Annotated in this window: 24 protein-coding genes; 9 read left to right on the forward strand and 15 right to left on the reverse strand. The window is 67.7% G+C overall.

What is annotated here, in order from left to right; all coding sequences use genetic code 11:
* Nucleotides 1–16: 16 nt before the first annotated feature.
* From AC07PA_RS15465 to AC07PA_RS15475, 3 genes are all read right to left on the reverse strand, one after another.
* A complete protein-coding gene (locus tag AC07PA_RS15465; protein WP_007856930.1) occupies nucleotides 17–982 on the reverse strand; it encodes an ABC transporter substrate-binding protein in 966 nt (321 codons plus the stop codon).
* Nucleotides 983–1,281: 299 nt separating this feature from the next.
* Nucleotides 1,282–2,430: an acyl-CoA dehydrogenase family protein gene (locus AC07PA_RS15470; RefSeq protein ID WP_494608558.1), complete on the reverse strand. Its 1,149-nt coding sequence runs from the start codon at nucleotides 2,428–2,430 to the stop codon at nucleotides 1,282–1,284.
* Nucleotides 2,431–2,449: 19 nt separating this feature from the next.
* Nucleotides 2,450–3,673, reverse strand: a complete 1,224-nt coding sequence (locus AC07PA_RS15475) for a CaiB/BaiF CoA transferase family protein (RefSeq protein WP_494608559.1) — start codon at nucleotides 3,671–3,673, stop codon at nucleotides 2,450–2,452.
* Nucleotides 3,674–3,767: 94 nt separating this feature from the next.
* Here AC07PA_RS15475 and AC07PA_RS15480 point away from each other — a divergent pair, with 94 nt between their 5' ends.
* The gene (locus tag AC07PA_RS15480) at nucleotides 3,768–4,700 is read left to right on the forward strand and encodes a LysR substrate-binding domain-containing protein (RefSeq protein ID WP_494608560.1); all 933 of its coding nucleotides are present in this window, start codon (nucleotides 3,768–3,770) and stop codon (nucleotides 4,698–4,700) included.
* Between the two features lies 1 nt (nucleotide 4,701).
* On the opposite strand, the gene AC07PA_RS15485 is transcribed toward AC07PA_RS15480, so the two are convergent.
* The 4 genes from AC07PA_RS15485 to AC07PA_RS15500 are packed head-to-tail and all read right to left on the reverse strand — an operon-like array spanning nucleotide 4,702 to nucleotide 7,697.
* Nucleotides 4,702–6,192, reverse strand: coding sequence for a HAMP domain-containing sensor histidine kinase (locus tag AC07PA_RS15485; RefSeq protein ID WP_007856935.1), 1,491 nt, complete (start codon nucleotides 6,190–6,192; stop codon nucleotides 4,702–4,704).
* Nucleotides 6,189–6,881 carry a response regulator transcription factor gene (locus AC07PA_RS15490; RefSeq protein ID WP_007856937.1) on the reverse strand — a complete coding sequence of 231 codons (693 nt, stop codon included), beginning with the start codon at nucleotides 6,879–6,881 and terminating at the stop codon, nucleotides 6,189–6,191. Before AC07PA_RS15490 ends, AC07PA_RS15485 begins: the two co-directional genes overlap by 4 nt.
* Before the next feature lie 17 nt (nucleotides 6,882–6,898).
* Nucleotides 6,899–7,198: a hypothetical protein gene (locus AC07PA_RS15495; RefSeq protein WP_007856939.1), complete on the reverse strand. Its 300-nt coding sequence runs from the start codon at nucleotides 7,196–7,198 to the stop codon at nucleotides 6,899–6,901.
* Between the two features lie 19 nt (nucleotides 7,199–7,217).
* Nucleotides 7,218–7,697 carry a Spy/CpxP family protein refolding chaperone gene (locus tag AC07PA_RS15500; RefSeq protein WP_007856940.1) on the reverse strand — a complete coding sequence of 160 codons (480 nt, stop codon included), beginning with the start codon at nucleotides 7,695–7,697 and terminating at the stop codon, nucleotides 7,218–7,220.
* A 286-nt stretch (nucleotides 7,698–7,983) separates the two neighbouring features.
* Between AC07PA_RS15500 and AC07PA_RS15505 the strand changes: the two genes are divergently transcribed.
* Nucleotides 7,984–8,751, forward strand: coding sequence for an acetyltransferase domain-containing protein (locus AC07PA_RS15505; RefSeq protein ID WP_035204597.1), 768 nt, complete (start codon nucleotides 7,984–7,986; stop codon nucleotides 8,749–8,751).
* A gap of 93 nt (nucleotides 8,752–8,844) precedes the next feature.
* On the opposite strand, the gene AC07PA_RS15510 is transcribed toward AC07PA_RS15505, so the two are convergent.
* The 5 genes from AC07PA_RS15510 to AC07PA_RS15530 all read right to left on the reverse strand — a co-directional run bounded on the left by AC07PA_RS15510 (nucleotide 8,845) and on the right by AC07PA_RS15530 (nucleotide 12,431).
* Nucleotides 8,845–9,630 carry a peptidylprolyl isomerase gene (locus AC07PA_RS15510; protein ID WP_007856943.1) on the reverse strand — a complete coding sequence of 262 codons (786 nt, stop codon included), beginning with the start codon at nucleotides 9,628–9,630 and terminating at the stop codon, nucleotides 8,845–8,847.
* Nucleotides 9,631–9,697: 67 nt separating this feature from the next.
* Nucleotides 9,698–9,958, reverse strand: coding sequence for a BolA family protein (locus tag AC07PA_RS15515; RefSeq protein WP_035204617.1), 261 nt, complete (start codon nucleotides 9,956–9,958; stop codon nucleotides 9,698–9,700).
* A 26-nt stretch (nucleotides 9,959–9,984) separates the two neighbouring features.
* Entirely contained in the window at nucleotides 9,985–10,524 is a 540-nt protein-coding gene (locus AC07PA_RS15520; RefSeq protein ID WP_007856945.1) for a septation protein A, read from the reverse strand.
* Between the two features lie 9 nt (nucleotides 10,525–10,533).
* Nucleotides 10,534–10,947 carry a peptide-methionine (R)-S-oxide reductase MsrB gene (gene msrB / locus AC07PA_RS15525; RefSeq protein ID WP_007856946.1) on the reverse strand — a complete coding sequence of 138 codons (414 nt, stop codon included), beginning with the start codon at nucleotides 10,945–10,947 and terminating at the stop codon, nucleotides 10,534–10,536.
* On the reverse strand, nucleotides 10,944–12,431 hold the full coding sequence (locus AC07PA_RS15530) for a protein adenylyltransferase SelO (protein ID WP_007856947.1): 1,488 nt from the start codon (nucleotides 12,429–12,431) through the stop codon (nucleotides 10,944–10,946). Before AC07PA_RS15530 ends, msrB begins: the two co-directional genes overlap by 4 nt.
* Nucleotides 12,432–12,856: 425 nt before the next feature.
* On the opposite strand from AC07PA_RS15530, the gene AC07PA_RS15535 reads away from it, so the two are divergent.
* From AC07PA_RS15535 to AC07PA_RS15545, 3 genes are all read left to right on the forward strand, one after another.
* The gene (locus AC07PA_RS15535; RefSeq protein ID WP_007857805.1) at nucleotides 12,857–13,150 is read left to right on the forward strand and encodes a hypothetical protein; all 294 of its coding nucleotides are present in this window, start codon (nucleotides 12,857–12,859) and stop codon (nucleotides 13,148–13,150) included.
* 60 nt (nucleotides 13,151–13,210) lie between these two features.
* A complete protein-coding gene (locus AC07PA_RS15540) occupies nucleotides 13,211–13,504 on the forward strand; it encodes a DUF4148 domain-containing protein (RefSeq protein WP_436176511.1) in 294 nt (97 codons plus the stop codon).
* Nucleotides 13,505–13,668: 164 nt separating this feature from the next.
* Nucleotides 13,669–15,516, forward strand: coding sequence for a DUF1963 domain-containing protein (locus tag AC07PA_RS15545; protein ID WP_494609943.1), 1,848 nt, complete (start codon nucleotides 13,669–13,671; stop codon nucleotides 15,514–15,516).
* Between the two features lie 26 nt (nucleotides 15,517–15,542).
* Here AC07PA_RS15545 and AC07PA_RS15550 read toward each other — a convergent pair whose 3' ends face one another.
* From AC07PA_RS15550 to AC07PA_RS15560, 3 genes are read right to left on the reverse strand one after another with little or no spacing between them, the layout of a single operon-like run.
* Nucleotides 15,543–16,298, reverse strand: coding sequence for a GntR family transcriptional regulator (locus AC07PA_RS15550; protein WP_494609942.1), 756 nt, complete (start codon nucleotides 16,296–16,298; stop codon nucleotides 15,543–15,545).
* Between the two features lies 1 nt (nucleotide 16,299).
* Nucleotides 16,300–18,072, reverse strand: a complete 1,773-nt coding sequence (locus tag AC07PA_RS15555) for a glycerol-3-phosphate dehydrogenase/oxidase (protein WP_494609941.1) — start codon at nucleotides 18,070–18,072, stop codon at nucleotides 16,300–16,302.
* Nucleotides 18,069–19,613, reverse strand: coding sequence for an FGGY family carbohydrate kinase (locus tag AC07PA_RS15560; protein ID WP_145697281.1), 1,545 nt, complete (start codon nucleotides 19,611–19,613; stop codon nucleotides 18,069–18,071). Before AC07PA_RS15560 ends, AC07PA_RS15555 begins: the two co-directional genes overlap by 4 nt.
* 181 nt (nucleotides 19,614–19,794) lie before the next feature.
* On the opposite strand from AC07PA_RS15560, the gene AC07PA_RS15565 reads away from it, so the two are divergent.
* Genes AC07PA_RS15565 through AC07PA_RS15580 form a run of 4 tightly spaced genes read left to right on the forward strand, consistent with a single transcriptional unit; the run spans nucleotide 19,795 to nucleotide 24,411 of the window.
* Complete coding sequence (locus AC07PA_RS15565; protein WP_007854385.1) at nucleotides 19,795–20,841, forward strand: substrate-binding domain-containing protein; 1,047 nt, start codon at nucleotides 19,795–19,797, stop codon at nucleotides 20,839–20,841.
* Nucleotides 20,842–20,852: 11 nt separating this feature from the next.
* On the forward strand, nucleotides 20,853–22,373 hold the full coding sequence (locus tag AC07PA_RS15570; RefSeq protein WP_494609945.1) for a sugar ABC transporter ATP-binding protein: 1,521 nt from the start codon (nucleotides 20,853–20,855) through the stop codon (nucleotides 22,371–22,373).
* The gene (locus AC07PA_RS15575) at nucleotides 22,370–23,407 is read left to right on the forward strand and encodes an ABC transporter permease (protein ID WP_007854392.1); all 1,038 of its coding nucleotides are present in this window, start codon (nucleotides 22,370–22,372) and stop codon (nucleotides 23,405–23,407) included. Before AC07PA_RS15570 ends, AC07PA_RS15575 begins: the two co-directional genes overlap by 4 nt.
* Nucleotides 23,404–24,411: an aldo/keto reductase gene (locus AC07PA_RS15580; RefSeq protein WP_145697277.1), complete on the forward strand. Its 1,008-nt coding sequence runs from the start codon at nucleotides 23,404–23,406 to the stop codon at nucleotides 24,409–24,411. Before AC07PA_RS15575 ends, AC07PA_RS15580 begins: the two co-directional genes overlap by 4 nt.
* Nucleotides 24,412–24,435: the final 24 nt, after the last annotated feature.

Here is a 24,435-nt window from a genome sequence, read left to right on the forward strand (position 1 = left end):
ATCCTTTGGTGGTTACTTACTTGATGAAGCTGTCGTCGAACATCGCGGGGAAGTTCTCGGGCGCCTTGCGGATCACGCCGGCTTCGAGCAGGATCGCGCCGGCATCCTTCATGAAGGACGTGAGCTCACCCGCGAAGAACTTCTGGTTGGCCGCCTTGTCCTGCCAGCGCAGGAAGGCCGAAGACTTGGCGAACGCCTCGCCCGTCTGCTTGACGGCGGCGCCCATGATCTCGTTGGACTTGGTCGGATCGGCCTTGATCATCTCCAGCGCATCGAAGTACGAATTGGCCAGTGCCTGTGCAGCCTTGGGGTTGGCCTTGAGCCACACCGGGTCGCAGCCCACGGTGTCCATCACCATCGGGTACTCGATGGTGGTGGCCAGGATCTTGCCGGCGGCGGGGTTGGCACGCACGGTGGACAGGTAGGGCTCGTAGGTCATGGCAGCATCGTTCTGGCCCGACACGAAGGCCTGCGCGGCAGGCTGGGGCTCCAGCGAGACGATCTTCACGTCCTTGAGGCTCATGCCGTTCTTGGACAGCATCCAGGCCAGGCCGAAGTACGGGGCCGTGCCCGGTGCGCTCACGCCGATGGTCTTTCCCTTGAGGTCGGCAAAGCTTTTGACGTCGTTGCGCACGGCCAGGCCGTCGGCGCCGTAGGACTTGTCGAGCTGGAAGATCTGCACGATGGGCACGCCATTCGTGTTCCAGGCGACATGGGTCTCCACCGTGGTGGCGGCGCACTGGATGGCCTTGGAGGCCAGGGCCAGGTGGCGGTCCTTCTGGGGGATCATCTTCAGTTCCACGTCCAGGCCGTTCTTCTTGAAGATGCCCGCCTTGTCCGCCAGGGTCAGCGGGGCGAAGCCCGTCCAGCCAGACATGCCCAGAACCACCTTGGTCTCCTGGGCCTGGGCCGGTGCGGCCAGCCCCACCACACACGCAACCGCCGCTGCCAGCGACGCCATCTTCACAACCATTCGGCTCATCATCAGCTCCTGTAGGGGAAAAAAGTACTTTTATGCATCCGCAGGGAAACAGGCCTTGCTTCCTGGGTCCGATAATGGAGGTTCTATCGTACCTGTCTATACAGGGTAAACGCTAGGAAACCGGGCCCTCGGCCCCAAGAAACCGCCCCGCTTCCCGTCTCTTGGGAACGCCCTTCGGGCCATCCCATGGTCGGGCCCACTCGGGGCGCTGGCCGGTGCTTCACCGGCACAGCGATTTAGCAAATTGCGGGCCAGTGCCAGGCGCCCCGATTGCACCAAAAAGGTGCAATCACCCGCAATCAGCCCAGCAGCGTGCGCGCAATGATGTTGCGCTGCACTTCCGAGGAGCCCTCGTAGATGCGCAGGATGCGGGCATCGCGCACATAGCGCTCCAGCGGCATTTCGCGCGTGTAGCCATAGCCGCCGTGGATCTGCAGCGCCGCATCGGCCACGAACCCGACCATCTCCGAGGCATGCAGCTTGGCCATGGCCGACTGCAGCGTGAAGGGCTGGCCAGCCTGGCGCAGCGCCAGTGCCTGCAGGGTCAGGGCCCAGGAGGCCTCCAGGCGCAGCTTCATGTCGGCCAGCATCCACTGCAGGCCCTGCTTGCCGGCAAGGGGTTCGCCGCCGACCAGGCGCTCCTTCATCCAGCGCGTGGCGTCGGCAATCGCCGCTTCGGCAATGCCCAGGGCCGTGGCGGCCACGTCCAGGCGGCTGTTGTCCAGGACCTTCATGGCAATCCTGAAACCCGTTCCCTCCTCGCCCAGCAGGTTTTCCGCCGGCACCAGCACCCCATCGAATGCGACCTCGAAGGCATGCGCACCCTGGATGCCCATGAGCTTCTCAGGCGAAGAGACCGTGGTGCCAGGGGTATTGGTTTCCACCACGAAGGCGCTGACACCGCGCGCCCCGGCATCGGGGTCGGTCTTGGCGAAGACCACGAGGAACTGCGCCTCGCGGGCGTTGGAGATGAAGTGCTTGACGCCGTCGATGCGGTAGTGGTCGCCCTCGCGCACGGCCCGGGTGCGCATGTCCGCCGGGTGCGAGCCGCCGCGCGGCTCGGTGAGCGCAAAGCCGGCAAGCCATTCGCCGCTGGCCGCACGCGGCAAGAAGCGCTGGTGCTGCCCGGCGCTGCCGCCGATGAGCACCGCATCGGTGCCCAGGTAGTGCGCACCGATCATCGACGAGGTGGCCGCGCAGGCGCGCGAGATCTCCACCAGCGACAGCAGCATGGCCGTGGGCGTGACGCCCGCACCGCCCAGGTGCTCGGGCAGGTTCATGCCCATCACGCCCAAGGCGGCCAGCTGCGGCACATGGCAGGTGACGGACAGGGCCGCCTCGTCGATCTCGCGTGCCCGGGGCGCCAGTACCTCGGTGGCAAAACGGGCCACGGCATCGGCAATGCCCTGTTCATCGGGGGTCACCCCCAGTCGGTTCATGGTGGTCATGGAAAATCTCCTTCAGGGATCAATGGGAGGTGGTGGCCGCCTGCGCCGGGCCGAACAGCCCGGCCTCGCGCAGCGCCGCGAGCCGCTCGCCACCGCAGTGCAGCAGCGCTGCCATGAGTTCGTCGGTGTGCTGGCCCAGCGCCGGTGCCGGCTCGGCCCGGTTGGGCGCGGCGCCACCGAACTTGACCGGCTGCGTGGGCACGCGCAGGCCGGGCAGGCGAGGGTCGTGCACCTCGCGCAGCAGGCTGCGCGCCCTGCCCTGCTCGGATTCGAGCGCCTGGGCCGTGGTCCACAGCGGGCCGCCAGGCACGCCGGCCGCCTCCAGCGCGGCCACCACCTGGGCCACCGGCCGTTGCGCGGCCCAGGCTTCGATGGCCGCAGCGAGCACGGGTTCGTTGGCATGGCGCAGCTCGTCGCTCGCAAAGCGTGCATCCATGGCAAAGCCGGGTTCGCCGATGAGCTGCGCGAGCGATGCGAACAGCTTGTGGTTGAGCACGGCCAGCGCGAAATGCCCGTCCTGCGCGCGGTACACCCCGAACGGCGCCGAGAACGCGTGCCGGTTGCCGCTGCGCCGCGGGCTCTGCCCGGTGAACAGGTATCGGCCCACGCCGGTGACGAGGAAGCTCAGGGTCGCATCGAACATGGCCACGTCCACATGCTGGCCTTCGCCCGTGCGGCGCTGCTGCAGCAGCGCGGCCAGCGTGGCCCAGGAGGCGAACAGGCCGGCGATCACGTCGGACACGGCCTCGCCCACCATGGTGGGCGCGCCATCGGGGTCGCCCGTGGATTCCATCAGGCCGCTCATGGCCTGCACGATGATGTCGTAGGCCGGCAGGTGCGCCAGCGGGCCGGTCTGGCCGAAGCCCGAAACGCTCACGTAGACCAGGCCCGGGTTCACACCGCGCAAGGCCTCGGGGCCCACGCCCAGGCGCTCGGCCACGCCGGGGCGGAAATTCTCGACCACCACGTCGGCCGTGGCGGCCAGCGCCGCGATGGTCTGTGCGGCATCGGGGTGCTTGAGGTCCAGCACCAGGCTCTTCTTGTTGCGGTTGAGTGCCGTGAACAGGCTGCTCATGCCTTCGCGCATGGGGCCGATGTGGCGGTAGTCGTCGCCCGTGGGCGGCTCGACCTTGATGACCTCGGCACCCAGGTCGGCCAGCAGGGCCGTGGACAGCGGGCCCGCGAGCACGCGGCTGAAGTCGAGGATGCGCACGCCGTCGAGCGGGCGGGTGGTGGGGGTCATGGCAGGGATCTCCGTGTCTGATCGGGAGTTCACATGGTTGCCCATTCCTCTATCAAAATAAAATATTCAATCTTGATGCAATGGATCAACTATCTTGATCAATATCAGCCTTCGACAGCTCGAGTATTTCGTGGCCGCGGCACAGCACGGCGGCGCGGCCCGGGCCGCGCACGCGCTCAGCGTGTCGCAGCCCTCCATCTCCAAGGCCATTGCCGACCTGGAGGCGCTGTGGAACGAAGCGCTGTTCGTGCGCCGCCATGCACGCGGGCTGGAGCTCACGGCCGCAGGCCGGCAGCGCCAGCGCGAGGCACAGGTGCTGCTGGAGAAGGCGCGCGCGCTCGAAGGGCCGCGACGCGAGGAAGAGGCCGGCCTGCTGCGCGTGGGTTGCCTGTCCACACTGGCACCGCGCTACCTGCCCGAGATCCTGGTGCGCATGCGCGAGCGGCACCCGCAGGTGGAGATCGAGGTGCACGAGGCGGACACCGAAACCCTGGTGCAGATGCTCGAGCGCGGCGCGCTCGATACCGCCCTGCTCTACGACCTGGGCCTGGCGCGCGCCGTGCGGCTGGAGGCGGTCACCTCCTTCGTGCCCTATGCGCTGCTGCCGGCCGGGCATGCGCTGGCCGCGCGCAGCAGCCTTGCGCTGTCCACCCTGGCGCAGGAGCCCTTCATCCTGATCAACCTGCCGCACAGCCGCGAGTACTTTCTCTCGCTGTTCCGCCAGGCAGGCGTCACGCCGCGCATCGCGCACCAGACGCCCTCGATCGAGATGGTGCGCTCGCTGGTGGCCAATGGCCTGGGCGTTTCGCTGCTCACCACGCGGCCGGTGCGCGACTGGAGCTACGACGGCAAGCGCCTGGTCTGCCGGCGCCTGCGCGGGTCGCTGGCAGCCCAGTCTGTGGTGCTGGCATCTCCGGGGCAGCAGGGCCACGAGAACCCGCGCTCGGCACTGTTCGCGCGCATCGCCAAGGCCGCCTTCGCGCAGCAACGCGACGAGATGACTGCGCCGGGAGCGGCTGCGCGCTAGCTCAGCCCTTGGTGGGCGCCACCTGCGCAGGCTCGGCCGGCAGCGTGATGCGCACGGACAGGCCTGGCGAGGCATTGCGCAGCTCGAACTGGCCGCCATGGGCCTGCGCCACCAGCCGGCACAGGTACAGCCCCAGGCCCACGCCGCCGGTGGCGCGCTGGCGCGCCACATCGGGCCGGTAGAAGGCCTGGGCCATGCGCGCCAGGTGCTCGGGCGGCACGCCGGGGCCGTGGTCGCGCACCTCCAGCTCCACGCCCGTGGGCGTGCTGCGCAGGTGCAGCTCGGGCGGCGATGCCGTGGGCTCGCAGTGGCGCAGGCTGTTGTCCAGCAGGTTGCGCAGCACCAGGCGCAGGCGCCCCCGGTCCAGTGCCAGCACGGGCAAGGCCGGGTCGGCAATGACCACGATGTCGTCGGCGCATTCGTGCCGCACCTCCAGCTCGGTGATCACCTCGCGCGCCAGTTCGGGCAGGTTGGTGGGCTCGCGGTGCAGGGCCGCATGCCGGCCTGCCAGGCGCTCGCTCTCCAGCAGGTCGGAGATCAGGTGCGCCATCTCGCCCAGGTCGCGCATCAGCGCCTCGCGCTGGGGTCCCACGTCGGGGCCCTCGGGCAGCAGCTCGGTGTTCAGGCGCGCGCGGGTCAGCGGGCTGCGAAGCTCGTGGCTCATGGCCAGCAGCAGGGCGCGCTTGGCCTCCAGCATCTGGTGGATGTCCTCGCCCATGGTGTTGATGGTGGCCGCCAGCTGGCCGAGTTCGTCGGGCCGGTGGGCATGGCGCACGGGAATCGGCTCGCCGAAGTCGCCTTCGCCGAAGCGCCGCGCGCCGCGGCGGATGTCGTCGAGCGGACGCAGCAGGTGGCGCACATAGACGTACGACAGCCCCGTGAGCAGCAGCAGCACCGACAGCGTGACCCAGGCCACGCGGGGCTTTTGCTCCCAGGTCATGGCGTTCAGGCCGAATTCGATGGAGTGGCCATCGGCCGTGGTGCGCTGCAGCAGGCGGTGGCCCTCGTCACCATCGTCCAGCCAGCGCTCCTTGGGATTGCGTGGACGGTGGTCGCGCATCCAGTCCGGGCGCTGGATGTCGGGGTGCGAGGCCCAGTTCACGGTGGGCCCCTCGATGCGCAGGTGGATCGGCAGGCGCTGCACGATGGCCTGCGCACGCTCCACGCTGGGCGGGGTGCCGATCTCGCCGGTGAGGCGGTCCACATAGTCCATGAGCAGCGGCCGCGCCGCCTCGCGCCAGCCCACCGACAAGGCCTTCTGCACGCCGCCCACGAAGGTGATGGTGGTCATGCAGGCCAGCACCAGGAACAGCAGCACCAGGCGGATGCGCAGCGAGTGCCCGACGGCGTCGCGCGCGCGCCGGTGCCAGGGGCACGGCTGGCCGTCCTCGCCCACCCCATGGCGATGGTGGTGGCGCCACCAGCCGCGCCGCGCCGCTGGCGGCCCATCCCCAGGCAGCGCGGCCGTTGCCTGCCGGCCCCAGCGCCTCATGGCGGCGCCTTTCGCAGGGCCAGCGAATAGCCGGCATTGCGCAGCGTCTTGATGCAGTCCAGCGGCTCGAGCTTCTTGCGCAGGCGGCTGACCACGATGTCCACCGCACGGGTGTAGAGCTCGGCCTCGTGCCCACGCAGCTGGTTCAGGATGTCGTCGCGGCTGAACACGCGGCCCGGCTCGCGCGCCAGCAGGTGCAAGAGGTCGAACTCGGTGCCCGTCAGCTCCACCGCCACGCCCTGGCGCAGCACGCTGCGGCGGGCGGCATCGATGTGCAGGCCTTCGAATTCGAGCGGCCCCTGGCCCTGTCCATTGCCCGGCCCGTCGCTGCGCCGCCGGCGCAGCACCGTCTGCAAGCGCGCGACCAATTCGCGCGGTTCGAACGGCTTGGGCAGGTAGTCGTCGGCACCCAGCTCCAGCCCCACCACCCGGTCCATCACGTCACCGCGCGCGGTGAGCATGACGATGGGCAGGTCCCCCTGCTTGCGGATGGTGCGGCACAGCTCGAAACCATCCATCTCGGGCAGCATCACGTCGAGGATGGCGGCATCAAAGCCGCCCGCCGCGAGCTGCGCCAGCCCCTCGCTGGGCCTGAGCGCATGCGTGAGCTCCAGCTCGAAGCGCTGGAAATAGGTCGCCAGCGGGGGGCCGAGCTGTGCGTCGTCATCAATGAGCAGGATCCGGTGCATGGCCGATTCTAAGAAGGTCAGCTGTCCAGCGCGCCACCGAGCGCCCGGTGGCGCACGATGAGCTGGCGCAGGCGGTGCTTGGCGCCGGTGTGCAGCGCGTCGAAGCGGTCGGCCGCATCCAGCAGCGCAGGCAGCGTCAGGGCGGCATGCTCGGGCTGCCGGGCCAGCAGGCCCATGGCGTGCTCGCGGTCAAAGCGGGGGCCCCAGACCAGCGACATCAGCTCGTCATGGGGGTCCGGCAGGCCCGCCAGCAGGCGGGGGCCATGCATGCGCACACGCGCGGTGAGTGTGTGGATGGGTTCCAGCGTGGGTGACATGCGGGGCTCCTTCCTGCGATCAGCCGCGCGACATCCAGCCGCCGCCACCGTGGCGGCCGCGCTTGTCCATCAGCTCGCGCACCTTCTGCTGCTGCGCGGGGTTCAGGCTGTCGTAGAAGTCGGCCATGGCGGTGATCACCTCGGGGCTGGCGGTCTGCACGGCACGGGTCTTTTCTTCCATCAGGGCCTGGGCGCGGGCACGGTCGAAGGTGGCACCGGCGACGATGGCCTGCACCTCGGCGCGCGGGTCGGGCGTCTTGCCCTTGAACGCGGCGCGCTGGGCCTGCAGGGTGTCGGCCAGGGCATTGAGCTTGACCTTCTGGGCATCGTTGAGGTCCAGCTTGCTGCTCACGCGGTTGACGACCTTACCGCGGATCTCTGCGATCTTCTCGGGGCCCATCTCGCCGTGGCGGTGGCCGCCCGCGCAAGCGGTCAGACCGCCCAGGACGATGGTGGCGCCGAAGACGCCGGCCAGGGTTTTTTGGATCCAGGGTTTCATGGTGCAGTCCTTTCATGGACGGTGTTGAACATGGGTCCTATGGTGCGCCTGGGCGGTTTTTTGGGGGTCTCGGGGCAGTTTCGGTTTATTTCAGAATGTATCTACCAGAGGTTGCGGGGCAACATTGACGTATTGGGGTCTATGCCGACGGCTTGCCTTTGCAGAGGGCGGGAGCCGGGATGTGCGCCCGCCCTCAGCCAAAGCACAAAACAGCAGACAGCCACCAGCGGCAGTGAAACCCTGTCGCGCTACGATCCACCCCACGCCCACCGCGCTTGCGCCCCGAATGAACCCACTCTCAAAACCATCCACCCCACCCCGCTACGAAGCCGTAGACGCCCTGCGCGCAGCAGCCATGGTCTGGATGGCCGCCTTCCACTTCTGCTTCGACCTGGCCCATTTCGGCCTGTGGCCCCAGGACTTCCGCACCGACCCGGTGTGGACCACGCAACGCACCCTGATCCTGAGCCTGTTCCTGTTCTGCGCCGGCCTGGGCCAGGCCATCGCATTGCACCAGGGGCAGACCTTCCAGCGATTCACCCGCCGCTGGCTGCAGATCGCCGGCTGCGCCCTGCTGGTGAGCCTGGGCTCGTTCTTCATGTTCCCGCGCAGCTTCATCTACTTCGGCGTGCTGCACGGCATGGCGGTGATGCTGTTGATCGCGCGCTTCACGGCCGGTTGGGGCGCCTGGCTGTGGCTGTGCGGCCTGGGGGCACTGGCCCTGCCCGTGGCGGCCAACCACCTGCTCACAGGGGCCTGGAGCGAGCTGGCACCGGCCTTCAACGCCCGCACGCTCAACTGGCTGGGGCTGGTGGCGCGCAAGCCCTTCACCGAGGACTATGTGCCCATCTTCCCCTGGCTGGGCGTGCTCTGGTGGGGGCTGGCCGCAGGCCAATGGGCGCTGGGCCGCCCTGGCGGACTGCTGCAGGTGCGACTGCCTGCCGCGCTTTCGCCCCTGGCCGTGCTGGGCCGCTGGTCGCTGAGCTTCTACATGCTGCACCAGCCGGTGCTGATCCCCATCGTGATGGGCCTGGCCTGGCTCCTCAAGCCCTGATCCGGCACACCCGCCATTAAAAAAACGCGGCCAAGGCCGCGTTTTTTTCTGTGCGGCGCGCCGCAAGGCGCACCACCTGGGCAGGCCGATCGATTACTCGATCTTGGCCTTGGTGCGCAGTTCTTCCTGGTACTTGGCCAGCTTTTGCTGTTGCAGCTGCTGGGCGACCTGGGGCTTCACGTCTTCGAGCTTGGGCAGCTCGGCCTGGCGCACATCGTCCAGGCGGATGATGTGGTAGCCGAACTGGCTCTTGACCGGGGTCTGCGACATCTTGCCCTTTTCGAGCTTGATCATGGCTTCGGTGAATTCCGAGACATAGCTCGAGGGGCTGGCCCAGTCCATGGCGCCGCCGTTGGCGCCGGAGCCTGGATCCTTGGATTGCTTCTTGGCGATCTCTTCGAACTTGGCGCCCTTGTTGATGGCCGCAATGGCCGCCTTGGCGTCGGCTTCCTTCTCGATCAGGATGTGGCTGGCCTTGTATTCCTTGCCGCTGTTGGCGGCCACGAACTTGTCGTACTCGGCCTTGATTTCCTCGTCCGTCACGGGATTGTTCTTCTGGAAGTCCACGAACAGTTCCCGGATCAGGATGGTCTGGCGCGCCATTTCCATCTGGACCTTGAAATCGCCCGAGGTTTCCAGGCCGCGCTTTTGCGCTTCCTGCATGAAGACTTCGCGGGTGATCAGTTCGTCCTTGATCTGGCCTTCGACTTCCGGCGTCACGGGGCGACCCGAGCTGGCCAACTGCCGCTTGAACACTTCAGCGCGTTCCTTGGGGATGGCCTTGCCATTGACGATGGCGAGATTCTGGGCGGAAACGGGCAGGGCCAACGTGCCCAGCACGGCAGCGGCCACGAGGCCGGACAGGAGCTGTTTCTTCATGCGGAATCCAAAAAATGAGAGAGTAATTGCCAGCTGAAATACGGCAGATCAGGACAGTGGGGCCGGTTCAGAGGATTTCAATAGCGAGGGCGTGGACGCCCGCATCCAAAAATTCCTGCAGCGCATCATACACAAGGCGGTGGCGCGCCACGCGGGGCTTGCCTGTAAGCAAAGGTGAGGCGATGCGCACCCGGAAATGGGTGCCAAAGCCTGTCCCATTGGCCCCCACATGCCCGGCATGGTCGGCGCTTTCGTCGATCACCTCGAGCGCCGTGGGCGCCAGGCGCTCGACCAAGCGCTCATGCATCTGGCGGGCCAGGGAGGGCATCGTGGTGGTATCGGTCGGTGCCATGGTCATGCAGCGGGCTCGTCGTTCTTGAGATGGGGCGCAATGTAGATGCCCTGCGCCACCAGGAAGACCAGCGGGAACGCATAGCCCCAGAGCTTGAACTCCACCCAGGCCTCGGTACTGAAATTGAGCACCACGTAGGCGTTGATGGCCGACATGAAGGCGCAGTAGATTACCCAGGCCACGTTCAGGCGCATCCAGACGCCATCGGGCAGCTCCATCTGGCTGCCCAACAGCAGCTTGAGGTAGTTCTTCTTCAGGATCCACAGCGCCACCGCCAACGCCAGGGCCATGGCGCCATAGAGCACCGTCGGCTTCCACTTGATGAAGCGGTCATCCTGCAGCACCAGCGTGAGCGTGCCGAACAGCAGGATCAGCGCCAGCGTCACCTTGTGCATGGTCTGCAGCCGCCGGTCGATCAGGTAGATCAGGGCCATCTGCGCCACCGTGGCCGCCATCAGCACGCCGGTGGCCACATAGATGTTGTAAAACTTGTAGGCGCCGACGAAGAGCAGGATGGGGAGGAAGTCGATCAGGATTTTCATGGGGCGGGGTCAGGGGGCCTTGTCCTCGAAATCAAGGGAGGCCGAATTCATGCAGTAGCGCAGGCCGGTGGGCTGGGGGCCGTCCTCGAACACATGGCCCAGGTGGGCCCCGCATTGTGCACACACCGTCTCGGTGCGCACCATGCCGTGGCTGTGGTCCACGATTTCCTGGATGGCGCCGGGCACGGCTTCTGAGAAGCTGGGCCAGCCGCAGCCCGCGTCGAACTTGGTGTGCGAATCGAACAGCTTGGCACCGCAGCAGATGCAATGGTAGCTGCCATCGGCCCAGTGGGCTTCGAACTTGCCAGTGAAGGGTCGTTCGGTGGCGGCAAAGCGCGTCACCTGCAGGGCGCCGGGCTCGGCGTTCTTCTGTTCGAGCACGGCATGCCATTGGGCATCGGTCTTGTGGACGGGATAGGTCATGATGAACAGCTGATCTCGATGGTGGAAGCCCATGCGGGCGGGAAGGCAGCGTAGGACTCGTGCCCGGGGTGCTCTTCAAATGGGCGCTCCAGCAGCCGCTGCAAGGTTTGGAGTGCGCTGAAGTCGCCAAGTTTCGCCGCGCGGATGGCCTCTTCGCACAAATGGTTGCGCAGCACGAACTTGGGGTTGGTGGCCAGCATCGCGCGGGAAGCCTTCTCCCGGTCGGCCAGCCGGGGCTCTGCCAGGTACTTTGCCAGCCACGCGTCCCAGGCCGCCTGGTCGGGGACCATGCCGCGCACGGGTTCGAACTCGCCCGAGCCCACCGCATGGGACAGCCGGCGCCAAAAAATGGGATAGTCGACGCCGCCCTTGGCCAACACAACCAGCAGGCCATCGATCAGTTCGGCATCGCCCTCCTCTGCCCGCTCACCCAGGCCCAGCTTGTCGCGCATGCGGGCCATGAACTCGGCGGGAAAGACGGTCTTGTACGATTCCAGCGCGGCCATGGCCAGCTCCTGGTCGCCGATCAGCGGCAGCAACGCCTGCGCCAGGCAGAACACATTCCAGTACGCCACGTTGGGCTGGCGGTTGTAGGCATAGCGGCCCTGGGTGTCGCTGTGGTTGCAGACATGGCCAGGCACGAAGGAATCGAGGAACTGGAACGGCCCGTAGTCGATGGTCAGGCCCAGGATGCTCATGTTGTCGGTGTTCATCACCCCATGGCAAAAGCCCACGGCCTGCCACTGCGCCATGAGCACCGCCGTGCGCTCGCTCACCGCCTGCAGCAGCGCCGCATAGGGGTTGCCGGCCAGCTCGCTGCGGCCACGGCAGTCCGGGTAGTAGCGGTCGATCACGTAGTCGGCCAGGGCCTGGAGTTCGTCGTCCATGTCGTTGGCCGAGAAGTGCTCGAAATGGCCGAAGCGCACAAAGCTCGGCGCCACGCGGGCCACCACGGCCGCCGTCTCGACCTCCTCGCGGCGCACCGGCGCGGGCGAGCCCGTAATGCACAGCGCCCGCGTGGTCGGCACCCCCAGGCCCTGCATGGCCTCGCTGCACAGGAACTCGCGGATGCTCGAACGCAGCACGGCCCGGCCATCGCCCATGCGCGAATACGGCGTGCGGCCCGCGCCCTTGAGCTGGATTTCGTGGCCGCCGACCGTCTCGCCGAGCAGGATGGCCCGGCCATCGCCCAACTGGCCGGCCCAGATGCCGAACTGGTGGCCGCTGTACACACTGGCCAACGGGCGTGAACCGGGGAGGAGGGCATTGCCCGCGAAAGCCTGCAAGGCCGCATCGCTGCGCAGCCAGGCCTCGTCCAGGCCCAGCAGGCGCGCCACGCTGGCACTCGTTCCCACCCAATGGGGGCTGGGCAGGGGCGTGGGCTGCAGTTCGGTGAAAAAGGCCGGGCCCAGGGCGGCAAAGCCGGGTTGCCAGGCCAGGCCGGATGCGGCGCCCGCAGTGTCGCCGTCGGAAGACATGTTCATGCACGGATTGTCCCCCAGGGGCGATGCCTTGCTGCCAGGCGGGGCATGCCGAGTCGGGAGTCGGCATTTTGTGTCCAGGCGTTTCAATCGTTGCAATGATGCCGTCGAATCGCCAGTCTGCGGAATCGACTTCACCAGCAGCACAAAAACCGATTCAAACCCAATACTTCAATACACATGGTGCTATCTTTTTTGAAAAATGCGAGCCCCAGGAGATGCGGGTAAACCCAGGCCTTCTACTCCAATTATTATTTCTAAAACTGGAACAGTTAGTTCGCGACTGGGTGGTTTTTCTCTGGTCACCTGAGGCGTACAGTTCAACCCATCGATGAGCCGAACCCGCAAGGCGACTCACCGAACCCGGTTCGAAGTTGTTTTTGTTCCGGTTTTTTTGAGACGCTTTTTCTACCCAAAGGACTTTCATCATGAACACGACCGCTCGCTTCCTCTCCATCGCCGCTGTTGCCGCTTTCGCTTCCTTCGGTGCTTACGCCGACGAAGCCGACGCTTCGCAATTCGCCACCAAGTTCGAAACCAACCGCACCCGCGCCGAAGTGGCCGCTGAAGCCGCTACCGTGGCCCAGACCCGCAGCATCGAACCTGCTGGTTCGCGTGTCGTGACCTACAAGTCGACTGCTGACCGCGCTGCCGTGCGTGCCCAGGCTGCTGACGCTGTGCGCACCGGCCAGATCTCTTCCGGCGAAATCGGCGCTCTGTAATCAGCGCCCCGGACTGAACTGCCCCCCTACCCAATCAATAAACAAAGAATCGAGATCACCATGAACAAGACCGCACGTTTCCTGTCCATCGCCGCTGTGGCTGCTTTCTCCGCTTTCGGTGCCCACGCTGACGAAGCCGACAGCTCGCAGTTCGCCCTGAAGTTCGACACGAACCGCACCCGCGCCGAAGTGGCGGCAGAAGCCGCTACCGTCGCTCAAACGCGCAGCCTGGAGCCAGCTGGTTCGCGCGTCGTGACCTACAAGTCCACGGCTGACCGCGCTGCCGTGCGTGCCGCAGCCGCTGAAGCCGTGCGCCTGGGCCAGATCCCTTCGGGCGAAATCAGCGCCCTGTAAAGAATGCGGGCCTTCCCATGGTGGTGGTGTCTCACGGTCGTGGGCACCGCCACCATGTGGAAGTGTTTCCCCTGACTCCCTGAAAGGGCTCCCGTGCGGGAGCCCTTTTTTCGTGGCGCGGGTTTGCCACAATCGGCCGCGACATTTGCAGACCCGACCGCGCCATGACGCCCACTTCCACCGCCCCGCCCCAGGACGTTTTCCAGATCGGCGCCACGTCGTTCTCGTTCTCCGCAGACTCCAGGGTGGTATTCGAAGACGGCGGCATGCGCTTCGATTTCAAGGCCGAACACGCGCCCGAGCAGGGCAACCCTGCACCGCATCTGTGGTCCAGCGGCCTGTTCCATTTCGACGACCGCGCGGGGGAACCGCACCGGGTGTTCTCCTACCCGCACACCGACCCGGACTCCCCATTCCATCTCTACGTCCAGGGCGTGGCGTACGGTCTGCGCTTTTTCGGCCAGGTCGACCTGGCCCCTGACCGAATCGCCCTGCATGGCGTGCTGCGCCAGGAGCACCATGACGACAGCCAGGGCACGCCCCTGCACCTGGTGCGCCACTTTCCCCGTGGCCAGGTGCGCCCCAAGCCCCGCGACTTCCACAGCCTGCAAGCAGCACAGGCCGTGCCCGCCGACACGGTGCGCCACCTGAGCTTGCGCCAGCAATGGCGGCCGGACACCCCCAGGACGGACCGGTTCCCCGAGGAAGTGCTGGCGTTCACCGCCATCGAGTCGCTGATCCTGGACTATGCCTCCACGGGCCATGCCCGCTTCACGGAACTGCCCGAAGAGATCGGCACGCTGCAGCAACTGACCCGGCTGGACCTGTCAAACACCAGCGTGCAGCACCTGCCCGATGCCATAGGCCAGCTCGGGCAACTGCGCCACCTGGCCATGTCCCACGGAATGCTCACCAGCGTTTCCGAGCAGATCGCCCAGCTGCCCCACCTCGAACGGCTGGACCTGTCCTACAACCGCCTCACCTCGCTGCCCGAGGCCATAGGCCACATGCCGTCGCTCAAGGCATTGAACCTGAGCGGCAATGCCTTCACCTCCCTGCCCGCCTCGATCGATCGCATCGAGAACCTGCAGGTGGACGTGCGCTACCTGCCGCTGTTCCGCGACATGCGCTACCGCCCTGAGATCGACGTGGCCACGAGCGCCGAGCCATTTCTGGCGAGCAGCAGCCCCGCGCATGCCGCCCTGCTGCATGCCGGCCTGGCCCGGCACGGATTGCTGGCCCACGAGCCTGCCCTGCTGCGCCACGCCCGCCAGGCCCTGCGCTGGCGCACCACCCAGCCCGATGCGCCGCCGGTGCGCGGCGGCACCCGCTTTGGCGGCGCGCCGGACCTGCCGCCCGGCCTGCCCTACCCCACCACCGACGGCAAGCCCTGGCACTTCTATGCGCAGCTGGACCTGGACGCCATCGCCGGGTTGCAAAGCTGGCTGCCGCGCACCGGGCGGCTGTACTTCTTTGCCCAGAGCCAGGACCCGTGCGACGGCGTGCGCGTGCTGCACGATACCTCGCCGCGCAGTTCCCTCGTGCCCCACATCTGGGGGGCAGAGGTCGATTCGGTGGACGACATCGACGTGTCCCGGGCCTACACGGGCTACCGGGCCGTGGTGGACGCCACCGTGTCCCTGCCCATCCTCTACAACGCCCATGGGCGCTATACGGGGGACGACGCAGGGCTCATGGATATCCACGGGGACGACGCGCTGAGCGAGGTCTACAACACCCTGGCCGAGGAGCTGTCGTTCAGCCCGGACAACCAGCACGGCGTGCACCTGCAGAACGCCTTTGTCTTCACCCAGCACGACAGCCCCGAGGAGCAATCCGTGGCGCTGCAGCGCGGCAACCCCGGCGAGTGGGTGAACCTGCTGCGCCTGGGCTCCGACCGGCACCCGGGCTTCGAGTTCTGGGACGCCGGCACCCTGACCTTCACCATCCACCGCAAGGACCTGGCCCTCTGCGATTTCTCGCGCGTGCTGGGTTTTATCGAGAGTTCCTGATCGACCGAGAGAGCGTTGCGGTCCGCTCAGGTCGTGGTCTGCACGTGCAGGCGGCTGGACTTGCAGCGGTGCAAGGCGTTGTAGTACTCCAGGCGCCGGCCATTGGCGCCATAGGCGATCGACTCGATGCGCAGCAGCGGCTCGGGGTGTTCCAGCTGCAGCAGCGTGCAGGTCTCGGCGTCGGGCAGCACGGCATCGATCCAGCGCTCGGCGCGCACCAGGCGCACACCGTACTGGCGGCGCAGCACGTCGTACAGCGAGCGGTCATCGAGGCGCATGCGGTGCAGGCCGGGCGCCAGGTCGGCGGGAACCACGGTTTCCACCAGCAGGCGCAGCTCGCCGTCCACGCTGCGCAGCCGCTTGAGCGCCACCACCTGGGTATCGTCGGTGAGGCCCAGTGCGCTGATCTCCTGCGGCGTGGGGTCGCGCAGCTGCTGCGACAGGATCTGGGTGCGCACCGAGCGGCCCTTGCGCTCCATTTCGTCGGAGAAGCCGAGCACGGTGGAGACGAAGTCCTCGTCGCGCTCGCGCGCCGCGACAAACGCGCCACGGCCCTTGATCTTGTAGATCAGGTTGTTGCGCACCAGGTCGGCCAGCGCCTCGCGCACCACGATGCGCGAGATGCCGAACTGCTCGCCCAGCTCGGCCTCGGAGGGCAGCTTGGCGCCGATGGCCAGTTCGCCCTGCAGTATCTGCAGGCGCAGGGCATCACGGAACTGCGCCCACAGGGGCGATTCGGAGTTGCGGTCGAGCAGGGGCTGGAGTTCGGTCGGTGCATTCACGTCAGGACGGGCTCAGGGCCGGATGGATGGTCAATGATGCATGGAAAGCCGGCGCTGCATCGGAATCGGGGACTGCGGGGGCCAGGCGCACGCCATGGCGCTCGCGCAGTGCGGTGGTGCAATTGTGCAGTTCCTGCCGTTCGCGCTCCGCATTCCAGCCCAGCGCCTGTGCGGCGATGCCCGCCATTTCGGCCAGCGCCGCATCCGTGACGAGGCCGCGAATGGCCAGCAGCGTGCGCCGGATCACCAGGTCGTCGAGGTGGATCACGCCGGTTTCGGTGCACAGCCAGGCCACCTCCGCCGCCGAGTAGTCGGGTGCATGCTGCAGCGGCACGTCACCGGCCACCTTGAAACGCTGGGCCATGCGCAAGGCCTGGGAGCCGTAGCGGCGCAGCAGTGCCTGGGCGCGGACACGGCCCAGGCCGGAATCCTGGGCGATGCGGTCGATGAAACGCTCGGTCGCCTGCGCACCCTGCGGCATGTCGGTGCCGCCGCCAATGGGCAGTTGCCGGGTCGAAGCCGTGCGCCCGCGCCCCAGCAGGCGCAGCACCTCATCGCTGGCCTCCTCGGCCAGCGCGCGAAAGGTGGTCCACTTGCCGCCCACCAGGCCCACGACCGGGATATCGCGCGATGGCGAGGGAGGGTCGATCACCACCGAATGGTCGCGCGAGATCTGTCCCGGCTTGTCGGCGTCCGAGCGCGCCAGCGGCCGCACGCCCACATAGGTGTAGACCACGTCGCGGCGGCCGAAGGCCAGGTTGGGGAACACCTCGCCCAGCACCTCGAGCAGGTAGTCCACTTCGGCCGGTTCGGTGGCGATCTGGTCGGGGTCGTCCACCGGGATGTCGGTGGAGCCCACCAGCACCCGGTCCAGGAAGGGGTAGACGATGCACACGCGCCCGTCCAACGCCTCGAAATAGGCCATGCGCCCGCCCAGCGCGTCGCGCAGCAGGGGGTGGTCGAGCACCAGGTGCGAGCCCTTGGTGCCCATCACGCGCGGCCCCGCGCCGCCCAGCAGTTCGGTGCTGCGGTCCAGCCATGCGCCGCTGGCATTGACCACCGTGTCGGCCGTCACCTGCACCACCTCACCCGTGACTTCGTCGCGCAGCGTGAGGGTCTTGCCCGCGCAGCCCATCACGCGACAGTGGTTGCTGGCCGCCGAGCGCGGCTGGTCGCGGCAGGCGTCGCGCACCAGCTCCAGCACCAGCCATTCGGGGTGGCTGATCCAGGCGTCGAAGAAGGTCGCCGTCCAGCGCACGGCCGCGCGAAACAGCAGGCGGTCGGCCGGCTGCACGCGGCTGATGCGGTGGTTGGGCATCACGCGCTGGCGCCTGCCCAAGAGGTCGTACAGGCGCAGCCCCGTGGCCACGGCCAGCAGGCCGCGCGTGCGCTGGGGCGGGGTGCGGCCCAGGAACTTGAGCGCGCTGCTCATGAGCCCGCCGAAGAAGCTCGACAGCGGCACCACGGTCTTGAGCGGCTGCACAAGGTGCGGCGCGTTGCGCAAGAGCAGATTGCGCTCGCGCGTGGCCTCGGCCACCAGCGAGAAGCTGCCGCTTTCCAGGTAGCGCAGGCCGCCGTGGATCATGCGCGAAGGCGCGCTGCTGGCACCGGCGCTGAAGTCGCCTTTGTCGACGATGAGGCAGTCCACGCCCTGCAGCGAGAGGTCGCGGAACACGCCCACGCCGTTGATGCCGGCGCCCACGATCACGGTGGAGAAATGGCGGCCCGCCACGGCGGCCGGGCGCATGAATGGCAGGGGGGTGGAGGCGCTCATGGCAAGGCCTCCACGCGCTGCGGCGGGACGGGGGCCGCCGTCGCCGCGGGGGGCTGTGGCGCGCGCTCGGGCGCGTGGCCGGCCAGATGGCCGAAGACAGGGGACATGGTGGCGATCAGTTCGTTGAAGGAGGCGTTGAAATCCGCGTGGGCACGCGCCTGGCTGGCATCGGGCTCGACCGTGTCGCAGTTCGCATGCAAGGGATGGGGGTCGATTCCCTGGGACCGGGCGGCATAGATCGCCGCGCCACGGGCACCGGTTTCGTCGTCTGCACAGCGCTCCACCGGGTGCCCCAGCAGGCCCGCCAGCAGGCGCACCAGGCGGGTATCGCTGGCGCCGCCGCCCAGCACGGTGGAAGCCGAGACCGGCAAGCCCCCAGCCGCCAGCCGCGCCGTGTGGCGTGCATGCAGGGCCGCCACCGCATCGACCACGGCACGCGCCATGTCGCCGCGCGTGTGGTGGCTCTTGAGGCCCACAAAGCCCGCCGTGACGCCGCCCCCCCCGTTCACGAAGGGCAGGAAGCGCAGTCCGCCGGCCCCCAGGGGCACGGACATCGCCAGGTCGACCACCGCACGCGCATCGGGCAAGCCCAGCACGCCGGCCAGCCAGGCGATGTTGGCCATCGACGAGGGGCTGTTCTCCATGTACAGGCGCCGGTCGCGGGGACCGAAGTTCACGGTGGACGCCACATCGGGCAGGGGTTCGAGCACCGGCCCGATCACGGCATTCACGCACCAGGTGCCCAGCACCGACACCGCACGGCCCCGCTCTTCGGCCCGCACGGCCGTCATCGCGGCCAGCAGGTCGATGGCGCCCATGGCCACGGGAATGCCCGCGGGCAGGCCATGCGCGGATGCCGCCGATGGCTGCAGCGTGCCGATGACCTCGCCACTGCGCACCAGTGGCCCGAAAGCCTGCGGCCCCAGGCCGGCGATGCCCGGGGCGGAAAAGGCCAGCGGCGACCAGTCGCCGCTGGCCACGGACAGCAGGCCTGCCGTGCTGGCGTCGCTGGCGTCGGTGGCGATCTGGCCGGTGAGCAGAAAGCCCACATAGTCCTTGGCGAACATCAGGCGCTGCAGCGCGCCGCTGCGCACGGCATCGCTGCCCAGCAGCTCGGCGGCGATCACGGTGGGCTGGCCGGGCCAGGGCTGGCAGCCGACGTCTGCCAGCAGCTGCGGCCCGTGGCTGGCGGCCAGGGACTGGGCGCGTGCGCCGGCGCGCTGGTCGGTCGAGGCCACGGCGCGCCCGCCTGCGAGTTCACCGCGCGCATCCAGCGCGTACAGGCCTGCGCCATGCCCCGTGCAGCCGATGGCGCGCACGTCGGCCACGCGGCGGCCCAGTTGGTGGGCCACATCGCGCAGCACGGCGGACAGGGCCGAACGGAGCATGGGCTCGCCCACTTCGCAGCCACCGCCTGGCAGGCGGTCGTGCTGCAGGGGCATGCGGGACAGGGCGACGGTGCGGCCGCTCGCGGCCTCCAGGGCCAGGGCTTTGAGGCTGCTCGACCCGAGGTCGATGCCGATCAGTAGTTGGGTCTTCATGTCATAACAGCTTCCGCCGAACCAGCAGGTATATCCAGTAGTGTTTCCCCTAACTATCTGGAGATTCGATCCACGCTTACATTCTACCTGTCATAACAACTGTCGTGACACCAAGCACCCCATCGCAGCCCTGGAGAAAGCAGCATCCCATGCTGCACCGTTCAACAAGAGGAGACAAAAAATGAGGCGTAATTTCCTGAAGTCCGCAGCCGCCGCCGGTATCGGCCTGGCCGGCACCAGCGCATTCGCGCAGCAGCCGGCAGCGGCCCCCGCCGCAGCGGGCGGCCTGCGCGGCAACCCCAGCGACGTCTACGTGATGAACGTGATGGTCTCGGGCGTGGAGTACTGGTTCCCGGTCTACGAAATGATGAAGCAGCTGGGCCGCACCCTGGGCGTGCGCACCCGCTATACCGGCACGCCGGAATACGACGTGAACAAGCAGCTGGCGTCGTTCGAGCAGGAGCTGGCCCGCAAGCCCGCCGGCATCCTGCTGCACCCCATGAACCCCGACCCGTTCATCGAACCCATCAACCGCGCCGCGGCGATGGGGATCCCGGTGGTCACCTTCGCAGCCGACTCGCCCAACTCCAAGCGCACGTCCTTCATCACCTCGGACAACGAGCGCGAAGGCGCGCAGGCGGCCGACGCGATCGCGGCGTCGCTGAACGGCAAGGGCGAGTTCGCCGTGCTGGAGAACCCCGGCCAGGACAACCACGACCGCCGCATCGCCGCCTTCATCAACCGCATGAAGACCAAGCACCCCGGCATGAAGCTGGTGGGCCGCGCCGCGAGCAACCAGGACCCGAACAAGGCCTACCAGGCCGTGCAGAGCCTGGCGCAGGCCAACCCCAACCTGGGCGCGCTGTTCATGCCCGAGGCCAACTCGGCCCTGGGTGCGGCACAGGCCAAGGTGGAGACCAAGAAGAACATCAAGGTGATGTGCTGCGACGTGAACGCCAAGATCCTGGACATGATCAAGTCCGGCGACGTGTTCGGCGCCATCAACCCCAACCAGGGCATGCAGGGCTACATGGGCATGATGATGCTGTTCCTGGCCAAGAACCCCGGCCTCATCGACCCCATGAACGACGCCAAGCGCAACGGCACCAACCCCATGGCCGTGCCCTTCCTGGACAACGGCCTGGCCGTGGTCAGCAAGGCCAACGCCGACGACTTCTACTGGGACAAGTACCTCGCCCGCCGCGGCACCAAGGGCATCAGCGAGTGAGCACCACCACCATGGGCGCTCCCCTGCTCGCGCTGCGTGGCATCTGCAAGCGCTTCGGCGCTTCGCATGCGCTCTCGGGCGTGGACTTCTCGCTGCAGGCGGGCGAGATCCACGCCCTGTGCGGCGAGAACGGCGCGGGCAAGTCCACGCTGATGAACATCATCGATGGCATCCACCAGCCGGATGCGGGCGAGATCCTGCTCGACGGCCGCGTGGTGACCATCGATGGTCCGGCCCAGGCCATGCGCCTGGGCATCGGCCTGGTGCACCAGGAGATCGCCCTGTGCGCCGACGCCACCGTGGCCGAGAACATCTTCATGCCCGAGATCAACGCCGGCCGGCAGGCCTGGATGGACTACGCCGGCCTGAACGCGCGCGCCGCCCGGGTGCTCAGGCGCCTGGGCCAGGACATCGACCCCGCCGCCTGCGTGGGGGATCTGCCCATCTCCAGCCAGCAGCTGATCGAGATCGCCAAGGCGCTCACGCTCGACTGCAAGGTGCTGATCCTCGACGAGCCCACCGCCGCCCTCACCGACAACGAGTCGGCCGCCCTCTTCCGGGTGCTGCACGACCTCAAGGACCAGGGCATAGCCATCATCTACATCAGCCACCGCATGGCCGAGATCTTTGCGCACTGCACGCGCGTGACCGTGCTGCGCGATGGCCGCAACGTGCATTCGGGCCCGTTGTCTGAACTCGATGCCGATGGCCTGGTGCGCCGCATGGTAGGGCGCGACCTGGGCAACTACTACCCGCCCAAGCTGCAGGACGCAGACCGCGGCGAGCATGTGCTCGAAGTGGGCGACCTGGCCGACGGCGAGCGCGTGCATGGCGTCTCGTTCACCGTGCGGCGCGGCGAGATCCTGGGCATCGCCGGGCTCATGGGCGCCGGGCGCAGCGAGCTGGCGCAGACTTTGTGCGGCCTGCGCCCCGCCACCGGCGGCAGCGTGCGCCTCAAGGGCAAGCAGCTCACCATCCGCAAATACAGCGACGCGCTGCGCGAAGGCATTGCCTACCTCAGCGAGGACCGCAAGGCCGCAGGCGTGTACCTGGACCTGCCGATCGCGCAGAACATCGCCTCCATGGCGCTGGCGCGCGTGAGCTCGCGCTTCGGCCTGCTGCAGCGTGCGGCCGAGCACCGGCTGGCGCAGGAGCTGGGCGCGCGCCTGAAGCTCAAGTCCGACGGCGTGCAGATCGAGGTGGCCAGCCTTTCGGGCGGCAACCAGCAGAAGGTGGCGATTGCCAAGCTGCTGGCGACCAACCCCGCGGTGCTGCTGATGGACGAGCCCACGCGCGGCGTGGACGTGGGTGCCAAGTCGGAGATCCACCACATCCTGCGCGACCTGGCCTGCCAGGGCGTGGGCGTGGTGGTGATCTCCTCGGAGCTGCCCGAGATCATCGGGCTGTGCGACCGGGCCCTGGTGATCCGCGATGGCCGCGTCGCGGGCGAGGTGCAAGGCAAGGACATGACGGAAGAGGCCCTGCTGCGGCTGGCCTCGGGACTGGAACGACAACAAGAGGAGATGGCATGAATCACCCCGCACAACTGGATGCCGGCAGCGTGGCCGGCCTGCAGCCCCTGCGCGAGAAACCCCAGGGAGGGCCCGGCAAGCCGGGCGGAACCAGGCTGACCAGCATGCGCGAGATGGGCCTTCTGGTCATCATCCTGGTGCTGTGCATCGGCATGAGCTTCGCCTCGCCCTACTTCCTGACCTGGGACAACATCCGCGCCATGCTGCTCTCGTTTTCCATCGAGGGCATCGTGGTCGTGGGCATGACCATCCTGCTCATCGTGGGCGGCATCGACCTGTCGGTGGGTTCGGTGGTGTGCTTTGCGATGGTGGTCACGGGCAAGCTGTTCCTGATGGGGTTCGACCCCTGGACGGCCGGGCTCATCGCGATCGCTGCCAGCGCCCTCATCGGGGCCATGATCGGCGGCTGCGTGGTGCGCATCGGGCTCAACCATTTCATCGCCTCGCTGGCCTTCATGGTCATCGTGCGCGGCCTGTGCCTGGCGCTCACCCAGGGCACGCCGCAGTCGCTGTTCTCGCTGCCGGCCTCGTTCAAGTTCATCGGCCAGGGCACGCTGTTCGGCATTCCGGCGGTGATCCTGATCTTCCTTTTCATCGTGGTGGTCAGCGACTTCGTGCTGCGCCGCGCCAGCCTGCTGCGGCGCGTGTTCTACACCGGCAGCAACGAGAAGGCGGCGCTGTACTCGGGCATCCGCGTGGGCCACGTGAAGTTCTGGGTCACGGTGCTGTGCGCGGCCTCGGCCGGCCTGGCCGGGGTGATCTACACCGCGCGCTTCGGCGCAGCCACGCCGACCTTCGGCGTGGGCATGGAGCTCAACGTGATTGCCGCAGCCGTGATCGGCGGCGCCAGCCTCAAGGGCGGCTCGGGCACGGTGCTCGGCGCCGTGCTGGGCCTGGCCCTGCTCTCGGTGGTGACCAGCTCGCTGATCCTGCTGGACGTTTCGCCCTACTGGCAGGACGTGATCAAGGGCCTGATCCTGCTGGCCGCCGTGACCATCGACCACCTCATGAACACCCGAAAGACCAAGCGATGAATGCCGTGATGATGAACGCAGCGATGAAGACCACCACCCTGGGCCCTTCGGGCATCCAGTGCTCGGCCATCGGCCTCGGTACCTGGGCCATGGGCGGCTGGATGTGGGGCGGCCAGGACAGTGCCGCCGCCACCGAAGCCATTGCCGCCTCGCTCGATGCCGGGGTGACGCTGATCGACACCGCACCAGCCTATGGCCTGGGCGCCTCCGAGCAGCTCGTCGGCGCGGCGCTCAAGGGCCGCCGCCACGAGGCCGTGATCGCCACCAAGTGCGGCCTGGTCTGGCATACGCAGCAGGGCACGCACTTCTTCGACGAGGATGGCCACCCCGTGCACCGGCACCTGGGCCGCGCATCGATCTTCCACGAGGCCGAGGAGAGCCTGAAACGCCTGCAGACCGACTACATCGACCTGTACATCACCCATTGGCAGGACAGCACCACGCCGGTCGAAGAGACCATGGACGCCCTGCTCGATCTCAAGAAGCAGGGCAAGATCCGCGCCATCGGCGTGAGCAACGTGGATGCACCGACCCTGGCCGAGTACCTGCGCCATGGCCCCGTGGATGCCGCGCAGGAGCGCTACAGCCTGATCGACCGCGAGATCGAGCAGACCCTGCTGCCGCTGTGCGGCCGCAACAACGTCGCCATCTTGGGCTATTCCTCGCTGGCACTGGGCCTGCTGGCCGGCCCCATCGACCCGGCGCGCCAGTTCACGGGCGATGACCAGCGCGCCAGCAATCCGCGCTTCAGCGCGGCCAACCGCGCCCGGCTCAAGGCCTTCTTCGACGAGCTGGAGCCCCTGCGCCGGCAATTCGGTTGTTCCTTCGGCCAGTTGATGATTGCCTGGACGCTGGCCAGCGGCAGCGTGTCGGTGGCGCTGTGCGGTGCGCGCACGCGGGCGCAGGCCACCGAGAACGCGACAGCCGGTGCGCTGGAACTGCCCGAGGAGGCCGTGCAGCGCATCGACGACGCCGCAAGCGCCCACCTGAAGGCCCTGGCCTGACCCGTATCCATCCCCCAACCCAAG

Source organism: Acidovorax sp. GW821-FHT09B03, assembly GCF_059418305.1.